General features: G+C 63.6%; 13 protein-coding genes. 4 read left to right on the plus strand and 9 right to left on the minus strand.

From position 1 onward, the window contains the following. Nucleotides 1-53 precede the first annotated feature (53 nt). Both LQ788_RS17085 and LQ788_RS17090 read left to right on the plus strand, forming a co-directional pair. On the plus strand, nt 54-1,958 hold the full coding sequence (locus LQ788_RS17085; protein WP_231443044.1) for a bifunctional sugar phosphate isomerase/epimerase/4-hydroxyphenylpyruvate dioxygenase family protein: 1,905 nt from the start codon (nt 54-56) through the stop codon (nt 1,956-1,958). A gap of 110 nt (nt 1,959-2,068) precedes the next feature. Next, the gene (locus LQ788_RS17090) at nt 2,069-2,383 is read left to right on the plus strand and encodes an XRE family transcriptional regulator (RefSeq protein ID WP_231443047.1); all 315 of its coding nucleotides are present in this window, start codon (nt 2,069-2,071) and stop codon (nt 2,381-2,383) included. Nucleotides 2,384-2,485: 102 nt separating this feature from the next. On the opposite strand, the gene gap is transcribed toward LQ788_RS17090, so the two are convergent. Then, complete coding sequence (gene gap, locus LQ788_RS17095) at nt 2,486-3,481, minus strand: type I glyceraldehyde-3-phosphate dehydrogenase (protein ID WP_231443049.1); 996 nt, start codon at nt 3,479-3,481, stop codon at nt 2,486-2,488. Between the two features lie 191 nt (nt 3,482-3,672). Beyond that, nucleotides 3,673-4,158 carry a MarR family winged helix-turn-helix transcriptional regulator gene (locus tag LQ788_RS17100; protein WP_231443051.1) on the minus strand — a complete coding sequence of 162 codons (486 nt, stop codon included), beginning with the start codon at nt 4,156-4,158 and terminating at the stop codon, nt 3,673-3,675. Between the two features lie 108 nt (nt 4,159-4,266). On the opposite strand from LQ788_RS17100, the gene LQ788_RS17105 reads away from it, so the two are divergent. After that, complete coding sequence (locus LQ788_RS17105) at nt 4,267-5,052, plus strand: SDR family NAD(P)-dependent oxidoreductase (protein WP_231443053.1); 786 nt, start codon at nt 4,267-4,269, stop codon at nt 5,050-5,052. An 80-nt stretch (nt 5,053-5,132) separates the two neighbouring features. Here the strand turns inward: LQ788_RS17105 and LQ788_RS17110 are convergent, their stop codons facing one another. The 3 genes from LQ788_RS17110 to LQ788_RS17120 all read right to left on the minus strand — a co-directional run bounded on the left by LQ788_RS17110 (nt 5,133) and on the right by LQ788_RS17120 (nt 8,434). After that, the gene (locus LQ788_RS17110) at nt 5,133-6,170 is read right to left on the minus strand and encodes a GlxA family transcriptional regulator (RefSeq protein ID WP_231443055.1); all 1,038 of its coding nucleotides are present in this window, start codon (nt 6,168-6,170) and stop codon (nt 5,133-5,135) included. 36 nt (nt 6,171-6,206) lie between these two features. Continuing rightward, entirely contained in the window at nt 6,207-6,551 is a 345-nt protein-coding gene (locus tag LQ788_RS17115) for a carboxymuconolactone decarboxylase family protein (RefSeq protein ID WP_231443057.1), read from the minus strand. A 113-nt stretch (nt 6,552-6,664) separates the two neighbouring features. After that, a complete protein-coding gene (locus LQ788_RS17120) occupies nt 6,665-8,434 on the minus strand; it encodes a serine hydrolase domain-containing protein (RefSeq protein WP_231443059.1) in 1,770 nt (589 codons plus the stop codon). Between the two features lie 309 nt (nt 8,435-8,743). Here LQ788_RS17120 and LQ788_RS17125 point away from each other — a divergent pair, with 309 nt between their 5' ends. Beyond that, the gene (locus tag LQ788_RS17125) at nt 8,744-9,295 is read left to right on the plus strand and encodes an SRPBCC family protein (protein WP_231443061.1); all 552 of its coding nucleotides are present in this window, start codon (nt 8,744-8,746) and stop codon (nt 9,293-9,295) included. A gap of 24 nt (nt 9,296-9,319) precedes the next feature. Here the strand turns inward: LQ788_RS17125 and LQ788_RS17130 are convergent, their stop codons facing one another. From LQ788_RS17130 to LQ788_RS17145, 4 genes are all read right to left on the minus strand, one after another. Next, nucleotides 9,320-10,798, minus strand: a complete 1,479-nt coding sequence (locus LQ788_RS17130) for an outer membrane protein assembly factor BamB family protein (RefSeq protein ID WP_231443063.1) — start codon at nt 10,796-10,798, stop codon at nt 9,320-9,322. A gap of 166 nt (nt 10,799-10,964) precedes the next feature. After that, entirely contained in the window at nt 10,965-12,263 is a 1,299-nt protein-coding gene (gene chrA / locus LQ788_RS17135; RefSeq protein WP_231443065.1) for a chromate efflux transporter, read from the minus strand. A 119-nt stretch (nt 12,264-12,382) separates the two neighbouring features. After that, the gene (locus LQ788_RS17140; RefSeq protein WP_231443067.1) at nt 12,383-13,003 is read right to left on the minus strand and encodes a response regulator; all 621 of its coding nucleotides are present in this window, start codon (nt 13,001-13,003) and stop codon (nt 12,383-12,385) included. Continuing rightward, complete coding sequence (locus LQ788_RS17145) at nt 13,000-14,262, minus strand: sensor histidine kinase (RefSeq protein WP_231443069.1); 1,263 nt, start codon at nt 14,260-14,262, stop codon at nt 13,000-13,002. Before LQ788_RS17145 ends, LQ788_RS17140 begins: the two co-directional genes overlap by 4 nt. Nucleotides 14,263-14,379 lie beyond the last annotated feature (117 nt).

Consider the following 14,379-nt stretch of genomic DNA (forward strand, 5'->3'; position numbering starts at 1 on the left):
AAGCGTGCCGGTGACGAAGAATTGCCCGTGACGAGAAGTAAGGAAGGACGTCCATGCGAACGTCGATAGCAACAGTGTGCCTGTCAGGAACCCTGGAAGAGAAGCTTCGGGCCGCAGCACGGGCCGGCTTCGACGGAGTCGAGATCTTCGAACAGGACCTCGTCGTCTCCCCCGACTCCCCTGAGGCCATCGCGAAGCTGGCTGGCGAGCTGGGCATCAGCCTTGACCTGTACCAGCCCTTCCGGGATCTCGAGGGCGTCGATGAAGCTCAGTTTCAGAAGAATCTGAAGCGTGCAGAATCGAAGTTCCAGCTCATGGCTCGACTCGGAATCGACACCATTCTGCTGTGTTCGAACGTCGGGACCGCCACCATCTCCGATGACGGCGTGGTCGTGGAACAGCTCCGTCGCCTCGGCGATCTTGCTGACTCCTACGGGGTCAACGTCGCCTATGAGGCACTGGCCTGGGGTCGGTTCGTCTCCGAGTACGACCATGCCTGGGACCTGGTGAAGGCCGCAGACCACCCACGGATCGGCACCTGCCTCGACAGCTTCCACATCCTCTCGCGCAATACGGATCTGAGCCGCATCGCAGATATCCCGGGCGAGAAGATCTTCTTCCTCCAGCTCGCCGATGCCCCCGCACTGACGATGGACGTCCTCAGCTGGTCCCGCCATCACCGGGTCTTTCCCGGTGAGGGCGCTTGGGATCTCAGCGACTTCCTCACCAGGATCGCGGCCACGGGCTACGCCGGGCCGGTGTCGCTGGAGGTCTTCAACGACTCCTTCCGCCAAGGCGACACCAACCGGACCGCCGTCGACGGCCTGCGCTCCCTGCGCTGGCTCGAGGCCAGCATCGCCGATGCTCCCGCACACGCGGCTGACTCTGCACACGCAGCTGGATCAACAGCGCCGGGCACCGCACTGGATCTGCAGCCTCTGCCCGAAGTGGAGGAGCCGCGGGGAATCAACTATGTCGAGCTGAGCACCGATGACCTCGGCACCCTGACTCGCCAGATGCACCAGCTCGGGTTCCAGTTCATCGGCTATCACCGCAGCAAACCCCACGTGCAGCTGTGGCTGCGGGGGCAGGCCCGGATCATCGTCAGCGAGGTGACCGAGGATGCGGGCACCACCTCGGCGCCGGTGAACGGCACGTTCCTGCGCGGAATCGGCTTCGAAGTCACCGACTCGCAGTCGGCCATGGAACGCGCCGCACTCCTGCACGCAGATGAAGTGCCGCGCGATCAGGCGCACAACGACGAGGTGCTGCGCGGAGTCTTCGCCCCCGACGGCTCCGAGGTCTTCTTCCACCAGCTCGACGCGACGACCCCTGCCTGGATCAAGGAATTCGGACACGATCACGACGAACAGGTCTCCCACATCGACCATGTGAACCTGGCCCAGCCGTCGAACCACTACGACGAGGCTGTCCTGTTCTACACCTCGCTGCTGGCGCTGCACGCCCAATCCTCACAGGACGTGCCGAGCCCATCGGGCCTGGTCAGGTCGCAGGTCATGTCGAGCACCGATGGATCGGTCCGCATGCCGCTCAACGTCTCACCGCAGCCGAATGCCGAAGCCGTCGCGGGCCGTGGAATCGGCTCGGTCGTCGAGGCGTACCCGGAGCACGTGGCCGTGGCCTGCGAGGACATCTTCCAGGCCGCCGCGACTGCGCTCTCTCGCGGACTCGATTTCCTCCCCGTGCCCCAGAACTACTACGAGGACCTCGACTCCCGGTTCGATCTCGACCCGGAATTCCTGCAGCGGCTGCAGGAGAACCACGTCCTCTACGATCGGGACGAACACGGTGAGTTCCTGCACTTCTATACCTCGACGATCGGGTCTGTGTTCTTCGAGATGATCGAACGCCGAGGTGACTACCTCGGATTCGGCGCTCCCGACGCTCCGGTCCGGTTGGCCGCACAGCATCGGAAGAACGCGCAGCGGGGCGCATGACAGCGGTGGCGATCAGCGCCAGCAGCGACAGTCAGCGCGGCCAACGTTGAAGCCAGTGCAGAAGAGGTGGAATCTGGCAGGTTCCGGGATCTTCTGGCAAGGTATTGCCCATGAGCAATGAACAGATCTTTGACGGGCCGTTGGCTCGTGCCGCCCGCGCCCTGGTTCGCGTGTCCGTGAAGGACGTTGCGTCCAAAGCTGATGTGAAGAAGTCCGAACTCAGGGACTTCGAAAAGGGACGCGATGACCTCACCGAACAGCAGGAGCACCGCATTCGCGAGGCCCTCGAAGAATTCGGAGCCAGGTTCGTCCACGATGAATCACAAGGCGGCTACGGTGTGCGCCTGAAGTTCAACCGCGCCAAGGTTCGCGCCATCGAACGCTGGGAAGACGAGGGCGGCACCCCCGCCGAAGACGACGTCTGAGACCTCCCGAGCAGATAGGAAGCTGCCCCGACCGTGCGCTGTGCATGATCGGGGCAGCTTCTCGTTTCGCTGAACACTCAGCTGGTGGGTCAGCCTGGTGGGTCAGCCTTCGGCGATGAGCTCCAGGTTGTCGACGACACGGTTGGAGAAGCCCCATTCGTTGTCGTACCAGGCGACGACCTTGACCATCTTGCCCTCGACGCGAGTCAGCGCGGAGTCGAAGATCGAGGATGCGGCCTGGCCGACGATGTCGCTGGAGACGATGGGTTCGGTCTCGTACTCGAGGATGCCCTTGAGCTCTCCGTCGGCAGCCGTGCGGTAGGCCTCAAGCACCTCGTCGCGGGTGACCTCACGGGACACGATGGTGTTGATCTCGACGATGGAGCCGACCGGAACGGGCACGCGCAAGGCATCGCCGCTGAGCTTGCCGTCGAGCTGAGGAAGCACCAGGCCGATGGCCTTGGCAGCCCCTGTCGATGTCGGGATGATGTTCTCCGCTGCGGCTCGGGCACGACGGGGATCCTTGTGCGGCCCGTCCTGGACCATCTGGTCGCCGGTGTAGGCGTGGACCGTGGTCATGAAGCCCTGTTCGATACCCGCCAGGTCGTCGAGTACCTTTGCCAGCGGAGCCAAGGCATTGGTGGTGCACGAGGCATTCGAGATGATGGTGTGTTCCGGCTTGTAGGCCTCGGTATTCACGCCGTAGGCCAGCGTGACATCCGCGCCCTTCGAGGGGGCGCTGACGAGGACCTTCTTCGCACCGGCAGTGATGTGAGCCTGTGCCTTCTCGGCCTTGGTGAAGCGGCCCGTGGATTCGAGGACCACGTCGACGTCCAGTTCTTTCCAAGGGAGATTTTCCGGGTTCTTCTCGGCAAGGATTCTGATCGACTTTCCGTCGATGATGATCTTGTCGTCGGAGACCTCGACGGGGAATCCGAAGCGACCCAGCGTGGTGTCGAACTTGAGCAGCCTCGCCAGGTCCTCGATGGGGCCGAGGTCATTGATGGCGACGACCTCCAGATCGCTGCCGCGTTCAAACAGCGCGCGCAGGGTGCTGCGTCCGATACGACCGAAACCGTTGATGGCGATGCGAGTCAATGTCACTCCTTGCGAGGGGTTCTCCTTGTGGGTACACCTCAATATTCTCGCGAACAGACGAACCGCAACAGTGGCCAGCGAGACATTCTACGCAAGGTTATCGCCAGATGTATTGCCAGATGCCGTAAGTATCTGGCCAGCCCTGCCTTGACCCGCTGGGGCGTCGACCAAACACGATCGCCACAGGCCGATCAGTCGGACTTCCATTCGCCGTCAGCGCGTATGGCGGTGGTGATTCGTCGACTGCTGTCGCGCAGCTGGCGAGCTTGAGTCCGGGTCAGCGAATCGAAGACGAGCCTGCGCACAAGAGCAACGTGTCCGGGCGCCGCCGCACGCACGGCCGTCTGCCCATCCTCAGTCAGCGTAGCGATCGTACTGCGACCGTCGCTCGGATCCGGCGCCCTGCGAACCCACTGCTTCCGCTCAAGTCTGGCAACTGCGCGCGACAGCCGGGACAGGGTGCTGTTGGCGTAGCCGGCAAGCTCACTCATGCGAAGAGACCGCCCCTCAGCCTCCGAGAGTGCGCAGAGGATCCCGAACTCGAAGTGACTGATCCCCGAATCACCCTGCATCTGCGCGTCGAGTGCCGCGGGAAGCCACTCAAGAAGCGTCGCCACCGCCGACCACGCTTCAAGCTCATCAGGGTTGAAAGCATCAGCGGATTGATCATCGATCATGAGTGTCATTCTAACATTTCAATTGCCTGAGCAAGTAAACGCGCCTACGATTAACTTACTCAGGCAAGTAATTTCTGCTCTGGAGAGCAGTATGAAAGGACGCACACCATGGATATGGGCATCTCAGGAAAAAGGGCGTTTGTCAGCGGCTCCACCCAGGGCATCGGATTCGCGGTGGCGGCGAGCTTGGCCGCCGAGGGTGCCACTGTAGTGATCAATGGTCGCGATGAGCACCGAGTGACCGAAGCACTTGAAAGCCTTCGCTCCTTGATACCCGGCTGCGATGTCTCAGGGATCGCCGCCGATGTGGCTGACCCAGGGCAGGCCGGAGCTCTCCTCGACGCACTTGATCCCGTGGATGTGCTGGTCAACAATGTGGGACGCTTCGAGGTGTCGGCGTTCGAGGAGATCTCGGACGCGGAGTGGTCGCAATTCTTCGAGGTCAATGTGATGAGCGGGGTCCGCCTCTCGCGTCACCTTCTCAATCCGATGCTGAAGCAGGGGTGGGGCCGGATCATCTTCGTCGGCACCGAGTCCGCCGCTGATGTGCCCGGCGACATGATCCACTACGGGGCGACCAAGGCTGCTGCACTTGCGCTGAGCAACGGTCTCGCGAAACTCACCAGGGGTACCGGTGTCACGGTCAACACCGTTCTGGGTGGTCCGACCTATTCCACCGGCGTGGCGGACACCGTCGAGCAGATCGCTTCCGCGCAGTCGCTCTCTCCTGAGGAATTGAAGTCCACACTCGTGCGTGGATCTTCGCTCCTCGAACGCTTCATCGAACCAGAGGAGATAGCGAATCTGGTGACCTATCTGGCCGGTACGAAGTCCTCGGCAACCAATGGCGCAGCACTTCGTGTCGAAGGCGGTGTTCTCCCCACCACCGTGTGAGTCATCTACACGTATGAGCCATCTCCGCGCGTGAGCCATCGACGGCGCTGACGAGGCCGCCGGCCGAACCTATCCCGGAATCAGCCGGAGAACGTGTGCCGGTACTCGTTGGGAGACGTCGAGAGGATGCGCTGGAAGTGCATGCGCAGGTTCGCACCGGTACCGAGTCCTACCTGGTCAGCGATCTGCTCGATGCCGAGATCACTGTTCTCGAGGAGTTCCCTGGCCAGGTCGACGCGGGCCCTGAGTACCCATTGCATCGGTGTGTAGCCGGTGTCGTCGACGAAACGCCGAGAGAATGTGCGCACGGAGACTCCCGCGTTGGCCGCGAGATCCGTCAGCGTCAGTGATTCACCGAGGTGCTGCAGGGCCCACTCGCGGGTGTCGGCGAAGACCTCGCCAAGAGGGTCCGGCACACTGCGCGGCACATATTGGGCCTGCCCCGCACTGCGGTAGGCAGCCGCGACGAGCCTGCGGGCGACCTGATTCGACAGGCCCACACCGTGGTCGCGGCGAATGAGGTGGAGACAGAGATCGATCGCCGAGGCTGCTCCTGCCGAGGTCAGCAGCTCGCCTTCATCGATGAAGAGGACATTCTCGTCGACCTCGATCGAAGGGTAGCGTCGGGCGAGCTCCTTCGCGGTCGACCAGTGGGTGGTGGCTCGCCTGCCGGCGAGCAGACCTGTGCGTGCGAGGACGAAGGTGCCCGTCGAGATCGCGGCGATTCGGGCGCCGCGTTCGAACGCCGAGAGCAGTGCCCCGACGACGGCAGCCGATGGCTCATCGTCGACAACCGAGGTGGCTCCGGGGATGATGATCGTGTCTGCCGACTCCAAGGCTTCGAGGCCGACATCGACGCTGTAGGAGAGACCATCGGCCCCGGTGATCACTCCGGCGGCGTCCCCGCAGACCTCGACCGAGTACGGCCAGGTTCCGCCCGGCAGGATGCCGCTCGGGTGGACTGTTGCGGTGGGGCTGACCGCGTTGGAGCCGCGGCCGAAGACCTGGACTGGGACGCCGAGGTCGATGGCAGACACCCCGCCCAGAGCCAGCACGAGAATGCGGTGCGGCTGCGAACGGGGTGTTCTGCGCAGTGGTGTTCGGGAGTCATCAGTCATGATTGCTCTTCAGTCTAGGCAATCAGACCGCCCGGATCAGCTGTGGTCGTGGACTCCGGTGAGTTTGAAGCCGAGGCGTCCGTGGGCGAATGCTCCACCGGCCCGAATCGCCGAGGCGGTCCAGGCGGTCTCTGCCAGCTCGGTTTCCGAGGCGCCAGCTTTGACCGCGGCGTTCGCGTGCGCATCGATGCAGTAGGCGCACTGCGTCGTCAGTCCGACGGCGTAGGCGATGAGTTCGCGGTACTTCAGCGGGATCTCGCGTCCGTCCTCGGCGAAGACTGCGTTGTTGAAATCACCGAAGGCCTTGAGGATGTCCGGAGTGGTCTCCTTGTAGGCCTTGTCGTACTTTCCGTCGCCTTCGCGATCGAAGAAATCAGTCATGGTGCGCTACCTCCTGGGATCGAAAACGTTCCAGATTGCCACGCTACCGCCGGTGGCAAGAGGGTGCGTCCGTTTCGTCACACAGCGACGGATTTCAGCCCTGGAGGCCTAGGTCAGATGATGCCGGGCTGAGCCACGTATGGCTGCGGAGCAATGCTGGGTGCGGCAGCCGTTGGCGCGACGACGTTCGGAATGACCGAGCCTGTTGCGGCAGCACTGGGAACTGCGACGTTCGCGGCTGCAGCCGTTGGCGCGGCAGCCGTTGGCGCGGCAGTGGTTGGTGCTGCTGTGGTTGGCGCTGCTGTGGTTGGTGCAGCAAGGGTTGGTGCGGAAGCGTTCGGAGCGGCGGCGCCTGGCGCAGGGGCGCTCGCAGCCACTGCCGAAGCGTTCGGAACTGGTGCTGCGGGAGCGGCAGTGCCGACGTCGTTCGCGAGTTCGGCTGCGGACGCCACCGGCGACGCAGCGGCGGATCCGGACTTCGGGGGAACCGCCTCGGCGATGGCCTCGAACATGGCCAGAGTCCCGTGCTGTTGGGCCAGGCTCACCGGTTGGGGGTCGCTTGAGAGCTTGACGCCCACGGTCTGGGTGGCGCGGTCGATGTAGAGCATCTGGCCGTGGATGCCGATGCCGATGACCACGTCGCGGCTGGCCGAGGGCACCCAGAACTGACTGCGGTACATGCCGCCTGGGTAGGACTGCCCCGACGGGGAGTCGGCGAAGACCTGGGCAGAGTCGGCCGCTCCGGTGAAGATGTCGTCGATCCACTGGCCGGAGAGGACACGCACTCCCTCGGCGGTGGTACCGCCGCGGGCGATCATCTCACCGAACCTGGTCAGGTCGCGCAGGGTGGTGCTGATGGCGCCGTCGGCGATGGAACCGCCCCACCGGTCTTGGCAGACCTGCGCCGCGTGAGCAGCACCGATCTTCGACCAGACGTATTCGCTGGCGATGACGGAGAAGGGCTGACCGACGACGGCTTCGCAGATCCAAGCTAGGACGTCGGTCTCGCAGCTGCGGTAGACGTAGGCCCCGCCGTGCTCGCGTTCGCTGGTCAGTCCCTTGAGGAATTCCTTGATTCCGTTCGCCGAGGTGGCTGTCCGCGGCGCGAAATCGACCGCTTCGAACAGGGCCCGGATCTCGGATCCTTCCTTGAGGTATTCCTCGGAGAACTTGATGCCCGATCGCATGTCGAGAAGATCGCGGATGGTCGCTCCGGCATATCCGCTCTCGGCCAGTGCGGGGACACGGGTGGTGACCAGGTCGCCGGGAGAGAGAAGGCCCGCGTCGGTGAGTGCGCCGATGACAGCGGAGACGATGGACTTGCTGATCGAGAACAGCATGTGCTGGCGAGCTGGCTTCATCGGCCAGGCGTATTCCTCCTCCAGCGCGATGCCGTCGCGGGAGACCATCCAGGCATCGGTGAATGTGTTGGCCAGAACGTCGCCGACGGTCGACCACTTTTCGTCAGCACCGGACCACTTCTCGCGGTCGATGGGCAGGGGGCGGAAATCGTTCTCTTCGGTCACAAGCTCGCGGACCGGGCCGATCCCGCGCGGAATGCCGCCAACGGGGAAGAGTTCTTCCATCCGGGTCAGTGAGAACGCGAAGTACTCCGGCCATTTCCAGGAATCGAGGTCGATGCGTTCGAGGATCGCCTCCGACGGGTCGACGATGGCGTCTTCGCTCGCCGAGGTGAGGTCGCCGGCTCGTGGTAGCGGCGGCATCTCAACTGGAGGTTCCGAGGGAGGTGCGGGTGAGGCGGCGTTGTCGCCGGTCTGGTCCGCCGCTGGCTTGATGCCCTTGGTGTTTCCCGAGAGCGCGCCGAAGCGGCGTTTACCTGACCCGTCGGAGGAGCTGGGCAGGGTCTTGTCGCCATCTGCCATAGTTCGCCTCCACCGGTCTTGACCGGCACGGACTGCCGATCTGCATGGAAGAGCCTACCTGCAGGAGAAGAACCAGCACAGTTGAGTTCCGGTTTCAGCGCACGACCCGAGCCGCACCAAGACCGCTCGCAAGCCTGCCACCAGGCCAGTCACAGCAATTGATTACTTATCAGTTATTCAACTTACAGTTCGGTGTCCCCGGCGCGTTCTGTGCCTGGCCGAGCGTGCGAACCTCGAACTTACCCGATGGCTCTTCAGGCTGGCCGTCCCCTACGCTGGGAACATAGACACATTCTCAACGAGGAGAATTTGACAATGCTGCTTGGCTGTCATGTAGATCGCCCGGGCGACGTCCTGACCATCGAATGGTCGCTCGGCTATGCCCAGTCCTCGGTGTGGAAACATCTCACTGATCCTAAGACGTTGAACGAATGGTTGGGGCGGCCAATGACGTTCGATGCTCGAGCCGGTGGCGAGATCATCGTCGATCATGACGACGGATATCTCTGCCGCTCCGAGGTTCTGTCCGTGAGCCACGACCACGGCACGTCTCACGCCAGCAGCGTGGAACTGTCATGGGAATTTCCCGATGAACCCCCGAGTCGCCTGTCCCTGCGAGTGTTCGACAGCGACAGCGGAGTCGATGACGGCACCGGCCACACGCCGATAACTGGTCTGCTTCTCCAGCATTATGGCCTCGGATCGCTCATCGATTCCTATGTGGCCGGCTGGCTGACCCACCTCACGTACTTCGAAGCCTCACTCGGTGCGACACCACTACCGCCGGGCCAATTCTGGGCTCTCTGCGCGACGTTGGAACGGCTCCGCGCATCAGCGAATGGCGACGACCTGCCTCGCTAGAAGGCTGACGCCATCGCGCGTTAGTCAGGTTTCGACCACTGACCACAATGTTGTCGACGCTTCGTCGGCTACCAGCGCGAAACGCTTCCCGGATCTCAGCTGCGCATACTCGCTGGCGGGATGATCGTCGACGAGTTTGCCCGTGTCAGATTCGTAGAAGCTCGTCTTCTTGTCGTCGGTGACGATGACAAGACCCAGTTCCGGCAGAACACCTTGACCACCCCAGGGCAAGTCGCTCGTGGAGTCGCCAGCTTCCCAGACGGTCTTTCCTGTCTCTGCGTTCAGTGCCATCACGCCCGAGTCGAGTCCCGGCACGATCACCAGCGTTTCGTCTTCAGCGTCGACCGGGGCATTTTGCGGTGCTCCGTAGCCGCCGATCGAGTCCAATGCGACTTCGGGGGCATCCGCGTACCACCCCTGCAGGGGTCCGTCCGAGCCCTGGTATTTGACCGTCGAGGCGAACAGTTGGGGTTGGACACAGGCGGGCTCACCGTTCGGGCTGAAGGCCAAATCTGCAGCGCAGACCGCGTCGAAGGTGTCTTTCATGGTCAGATCCTGTGGTTCGTCAATGCTGTCAAGAGTTGGCGCATCGGAGTCAGGAAGTCCGCTGGGCAGGCTCAGCTGCGCCGCTCTCGTGACCATCGAACTGTAGGGATTATCCGGGTCCTCTGAACCATAGACGTAGAGCAGTGACTTCGGATCGGATGTCGGGTACACGTCGAAATGGTCGACTCCGGTGTCGTCGATGGAGCGCGCCGAGGTGATGGGGACAGTCGTATGGCGTCCGGTGTCCAGCGCCACCCGGGTGATCACCGCTTCGTCTCCGTCTTGCCAGGACACGAAGCCGTAATGGCGATCCGGAGACACATGGATCGTGGTGCCCCCGAATGTCTTCCCCTCAGAGCCAGTCGACAGCGATGGCCATGCTTCTTCGCCTGTTGCAGGGTCGAGTGCGAGGACAAGCGCGTTCCCATTCTCCGAGGTCGGCTCGCAGCCGTCTTCTTCGAGCATCCCCTCGTACGCGAGGAGGATCAGGTCACCGTCGCCGAGGATGGGGCTGGTTCCCGTCGTCTGTGAGCCGAACCCCTGGGCCGGGTGACAGGCGTTCGCCACCTCGGGGATTTCAAATGACCACGCTTCGCTGCCATCGGCCCAGGAATAGGCGACCACTTCACCCGAATAGTCATCGATGATCACATTCTCTCCTGCGGAGTATGCCTGGGCTCCTCCACTCGGATCGTCATTGATCTGGACATCGATGCTCCACAGCTCGTCACCTGCAGAGTCAATCGCACGCAGTTTCTCCGCAGACCAGTCGGAAACCAGTGCGTGGCCCGCTCCGTCGTCGACGATCAGGGTTGCGCGGTAGTCGAGGTCGATCGGATCAGCGAGGGTGGGAGTTGCCTCAGGTGATGGTGTCGCAGCCTCCTGCGAAGGCGCAGAAGTGCACCCACTGAGAACCAGCAGCGCCGTCGCCGCGGCGAAGACTGTCGCCCACTTCATCGGTCGTTTTTCCAGGTCATGCCTAGATCATATGTCCCGGCGCACGGTTTCTGACTCGAGACTCGTGTGATCCCCACCTCGACGCAACGCTGCCGTGTCGAAACTCCTGTGCACGCACAGGGGTGTCCACTCCAGGAGTGTCTCGGCAAGCGATCGGCGCACCCTGTCAGAGGAACGCGAAACCGATCAGGCCTGCGGCGATGACTGCGGCCCAAGCAGGCAGCTTCCATTTCACCTGCGCGATGAAGACGCCCACGGCGAGCGCCAGGGTGGCAGGTGAGGTGATGCCCTGGGTGAATACCGGATCGTAGAGGGCGGCAGCGAGTATGCCGACCACGGCGGCGTTGACTCCCAGCAGGGCCCGGCGCACTGCCTGCGCGCTCCGAAGTCGCTCCCAGAAGGGCAGGGCGGCGATGACGAGGAGGGCTGCCGGCAGGAAGATCGCCAGGAGCGCGATGGCCGCACCGATCAGACCTGTCGGCCCCGTGGTCGTGGAAGCACCGAGGAATGCGGCGAACGAGAACAGAGGTCCCGGGACTGCCTGTGCGGCACCGTACCCGGCGAGGAAGGAATCGTGGCCCACCAGTCCGGTCGCGACGGTCTCCGCCTCAAGCAACGGCAGCACGACATGGCCTCCGCCGAAGACGAGCGCACCGGCTCGGTAGAACACATCGACCAAGCGCAGACTAGCGTCACCGGTGACTGCGGTCAGGATCGGCAGCGCCACGAGCAGCACAATGAAGGTCGTCAGTGCAACGAGACCGACCTTCCGGGAAGTGCGCACCCCGAAGTCTGGTCGCGCACTGTCTCCAGCAGACTGCTCATCCGCATCCGGGCTCTTCGAGGCACCGTCTTGCGCAGCTTCGTCTCTTGCAGCTTCGTCTTGAGCAGCTTCACGACGCAGCCAGACGAGTCCGACGACACCACCCACAACGATCGCAGCCACCTGGACGAGCGGGCTCGGGATGAGCAGGATGATGATCATCGCGGCCCCCGCGATGGTGGCACGTTTGGCATCCGGCGTCAGGTTCTTCGCCATCCCGAGTACCGCCTGCGCGACCACAGCGACCGCGGCAGCCTTCAGTCCCGCCAGCCACCCCAAGCCCGTATCCCCGCCGAATGCGGCGACGCCGAGGGCGAAGGCGACGAGCACGATGGCTGAGGGCATGGTGAAGGCGAACCAGGCAGCCAACAGTCCTCCGAGGCCTGCCCGCTGCAGTCCGATCGCCATACCCACCTGGCTGGAGGCCGGTCCGGGAAGGAACTGACACAGCGCGACCAAGTCCGCGTAGGCGCCGTCAGAGAGCCACTTACGGCGGGCGACGAAGGTCTCGCGAAAGAACCCGAGATGCGCGACTGGACCGCCGAACGAGGTCACGCCGAGACGCAGGAACGCCCAGAACACTTCTCCGATCGTGCCGGGATGCCTGCGCTCATTCCCCACGTCTGCCATCGCTTCGCCCATTCTCACTATTCTGGCCGAGCCGACTCAGGCGGACTGTCAGATCGGCCGAATACGGCGATGAACTTCAGGATAACTTTTGCACCCCGTCCCCGCGGGCACCGCACATTGAGCGTCTGCCGCTACACCAGCCCCTGATCCTCGGCGACGCGGATTGCCCGTGACCGCGATTCGACGCCGAGCTTCGTGAACACATTGACCAGATGGCTCTTCACCGTCGCCTCGGTGACGAAGAGTTCCTGGGCGATCTGGGCATTCGAGGCTCCGGTGGCCAGCAGCTTCACCACGTCGCGTTCGCGGCGCGTCAGCTTCGGGCCCGGGTTGCGCATCGCGGCGACGACCTTCGAGGAGATTTCGGGAGGCAGGTAAGTCTCCCCGCGCGAGGCCTTCTCGATCGCAGTCGAAATGTCTTCGGGGTTGATGTCCTTGAGCAGATAACCGGCCGCTCCGGCATTGAGAGCGGCGACGATCTCCGAGTCGTTGTCGAAGGTCGTGAGGATGAGGACCGCGGGTTTGCTCGGCCGCGCGTTCAGCCGCTTCGTCACCTCGATGCCGTCGATGCCCTCCCCCAGCCGCAGATCGCAGAGCACCACATCGGGGGCGAATTCATCGACCAGGTCCAGCGCCTCCTCACCGGTGCTGGCCTCCCCGATGACGGCGATGTGGTCAGGGGCGTCGATGACGGACCGCAGGCCGGCCCGCACCACGGGATGGTCATCGACGAGGATCACTCGAATCGTCATGCGCTGTCTCCTTGTGTGCGTTGTCCTTCGACGTCCCCACCTTCGCCGAGGTTGTTCTGCCGAAAAGTCAGGGTCGGATTGTTGGGCAGCGTGGCTGAGATCGCGAAGCCCGAACCCGGAGTCGTCTCGATGACGAGTTCGCCTCCCAGCTCACGCATCCGGGATCCGATGAAGTCGAGTCCGAATCCGGATTCCGATTCGCGTTTTCGCGCCTCGGGATCGGCCATGCCGACACCGTCGTCGACGATGTCCATGCGGATCGACCCGTCGAGATCCATGAGGCTGACCATGACTCGTGAGGCGTGGGAGTGCTGTCGGACGTTGGCGAGCGCGGACTGCGCGGTCCGCAGCAGCGCCACCTCCACCTCGGCGGGCAGGGAGGGCACGGTCTCATCGACTTCGACGCGGCCGCGGATGGAGGTGTCGTCCTCCAGCCGGGTGAGCAGGCGGCGGAGGGCTGCGGTCAGGGCACCGTCCTCGAGTTCGGCCGGGGCGAGGGCGGCGATGATGCGGCGCACGTCTCGCGAACTCTGCGCGGCGAGGTCTTCGACCTGGCGCAGGACCTGGGCAGCATGGGCATCACTGGTCCTGTCCACCTCGGCGTGGGCGATGAGACGGATCGAGGAGATCTCCTGAGCGATCGTGTCGTGGATGTCGCGGGAGACCCGAGTGCGTTCCTGGATCTCGCCGGCGTGGCGCTGGGTCAGCGCCAGTTCGTCCTGGAGGTCAAGGAGATTCTGGTGGGCCAGCTCCAAGGATTGCAGCAGCTCTTCACGCCGGCGCCCCTCGCGCAGGAGTTCGATGTAGCCGCGTGAGAGTCCGAGCGCGAAGACCGCACCGATGAGTGATCCGATGATGCTGGCGGTGCCGACCGCACCGTAATGGGCCAAGGGTGCCACGACCGTCGCGATGTAGGTCAGCGCGGTGAAGACGACTGCGATGCGCAGGGAGAACAGGTGTCCGGCAAGCAGCCACAGGACGAAGGCGATCCAGATGAATTCGGCGGAGACCAGCAGGGTGCACAGCCAGGCGACGGCCAGGACCAGCAGCCACCATTTGGCCAGGACGATGGCGCCGCTGCGGGCGGCTCTCACAGCCCCGAGCGCGTACCAGCCGAGGAAGACGATGCTCACGGCGAAGGCCGCCAGAGGTGCTGCTCCGGCATCGATGGCGCGGATGCACGAGATCACGGTGAGAGCCAGGGCCATTGCGTGCTGGCCGATCTCCATCGTTCTCTCTGTCCACCCGCGTAGTTCCACGGTCCCACCTTCCTGCAAGTCGTTCCTCGCGTTTGTCGTCATTCCTGCCAACTCAATCACATCTGCGGCACCCGCGTGCGCTTTTCGACGGAGCCGGGGCCCGGCCATCGAGATGTC

This window comes from Brevibacterium zhoupengii, from assembly GCF_021117425.1.
GTDB lineage: Bacteria > Actinomycetota > Actinomycetes > Actinomycetales > Brevibacteriaceae > Brevibacterium > Brevibacterium zhoupengii.

Coding starts and splice junctions, on each gene's coding strand:
- LQ788_RS17090 (WP_231443047.1), top strand. CDS start 2,069: ATGAGCAATGAACAGATCTTTGACGGGCCGTTGGCTCGTGCCGCCCGC.
- LQ788_RS17085 (WP_231443044.1), top strand. CDS start 54: ATGCGAACGTCGATAGCAACAGTGTGCCTGTCAGGAACCCTGGAAGAG.
- LQ788_RS17140 (WP_231443067.1), bottom strand. CDS start 13,003: ATGACGATTCGAGTGATCCTCGTCGATGACCATCCCGTGGTGCGGGCC.
- chrA (WP_231443065.1), bottom strand. CDS start 12,263: ATGGGCGAAGCGATGGCAGACGTGGGGAATGAGCGCAGGCATCCCGGC.
- LQ788_RS17130 (WP_231443063.1), bottom strand. CDS start 10,798: ATGAAGTGGGCGACAGTCTTCGCCGCGGCGACGGCGCTGCTGGTTCTC.
- LQ788_RS17120 (WP_231443059.1), bottom strand. CDS start 8,434: ATGGCAGATGGCGACAAGACCCTGCCCAGCTCCTCCGACGGGTCAGGT.
- LQ788_RS17100 (WP_231443051.1), bottom strand. CDS start 4,158: ATGATCGATGATCAATCCGCTGATGCTTTCAACCCTGATGAGCTTGAA.
- LQ788_RS17115 (WP_231443057.1), bottom strand. CDS start 6,551: ATGACTGATTTCTTCGATCGCGAAGGCGACGGAAAGTACGACAAGGCC.
- LQ788_RS17110 (WP_231443055.1), bottom strand. CDS start 6,170: ATGACTGATGACTCCCGAACACCACTGCGCAGAACACCCCGTTCGCAG.
- LQ788_RS17105 (WP_231443053.1), top strand. CDS start 4,267: ATGGATATGGGCATCTCAGGAAAAAGGGCGTTTGTCAGCGGCTCCACC.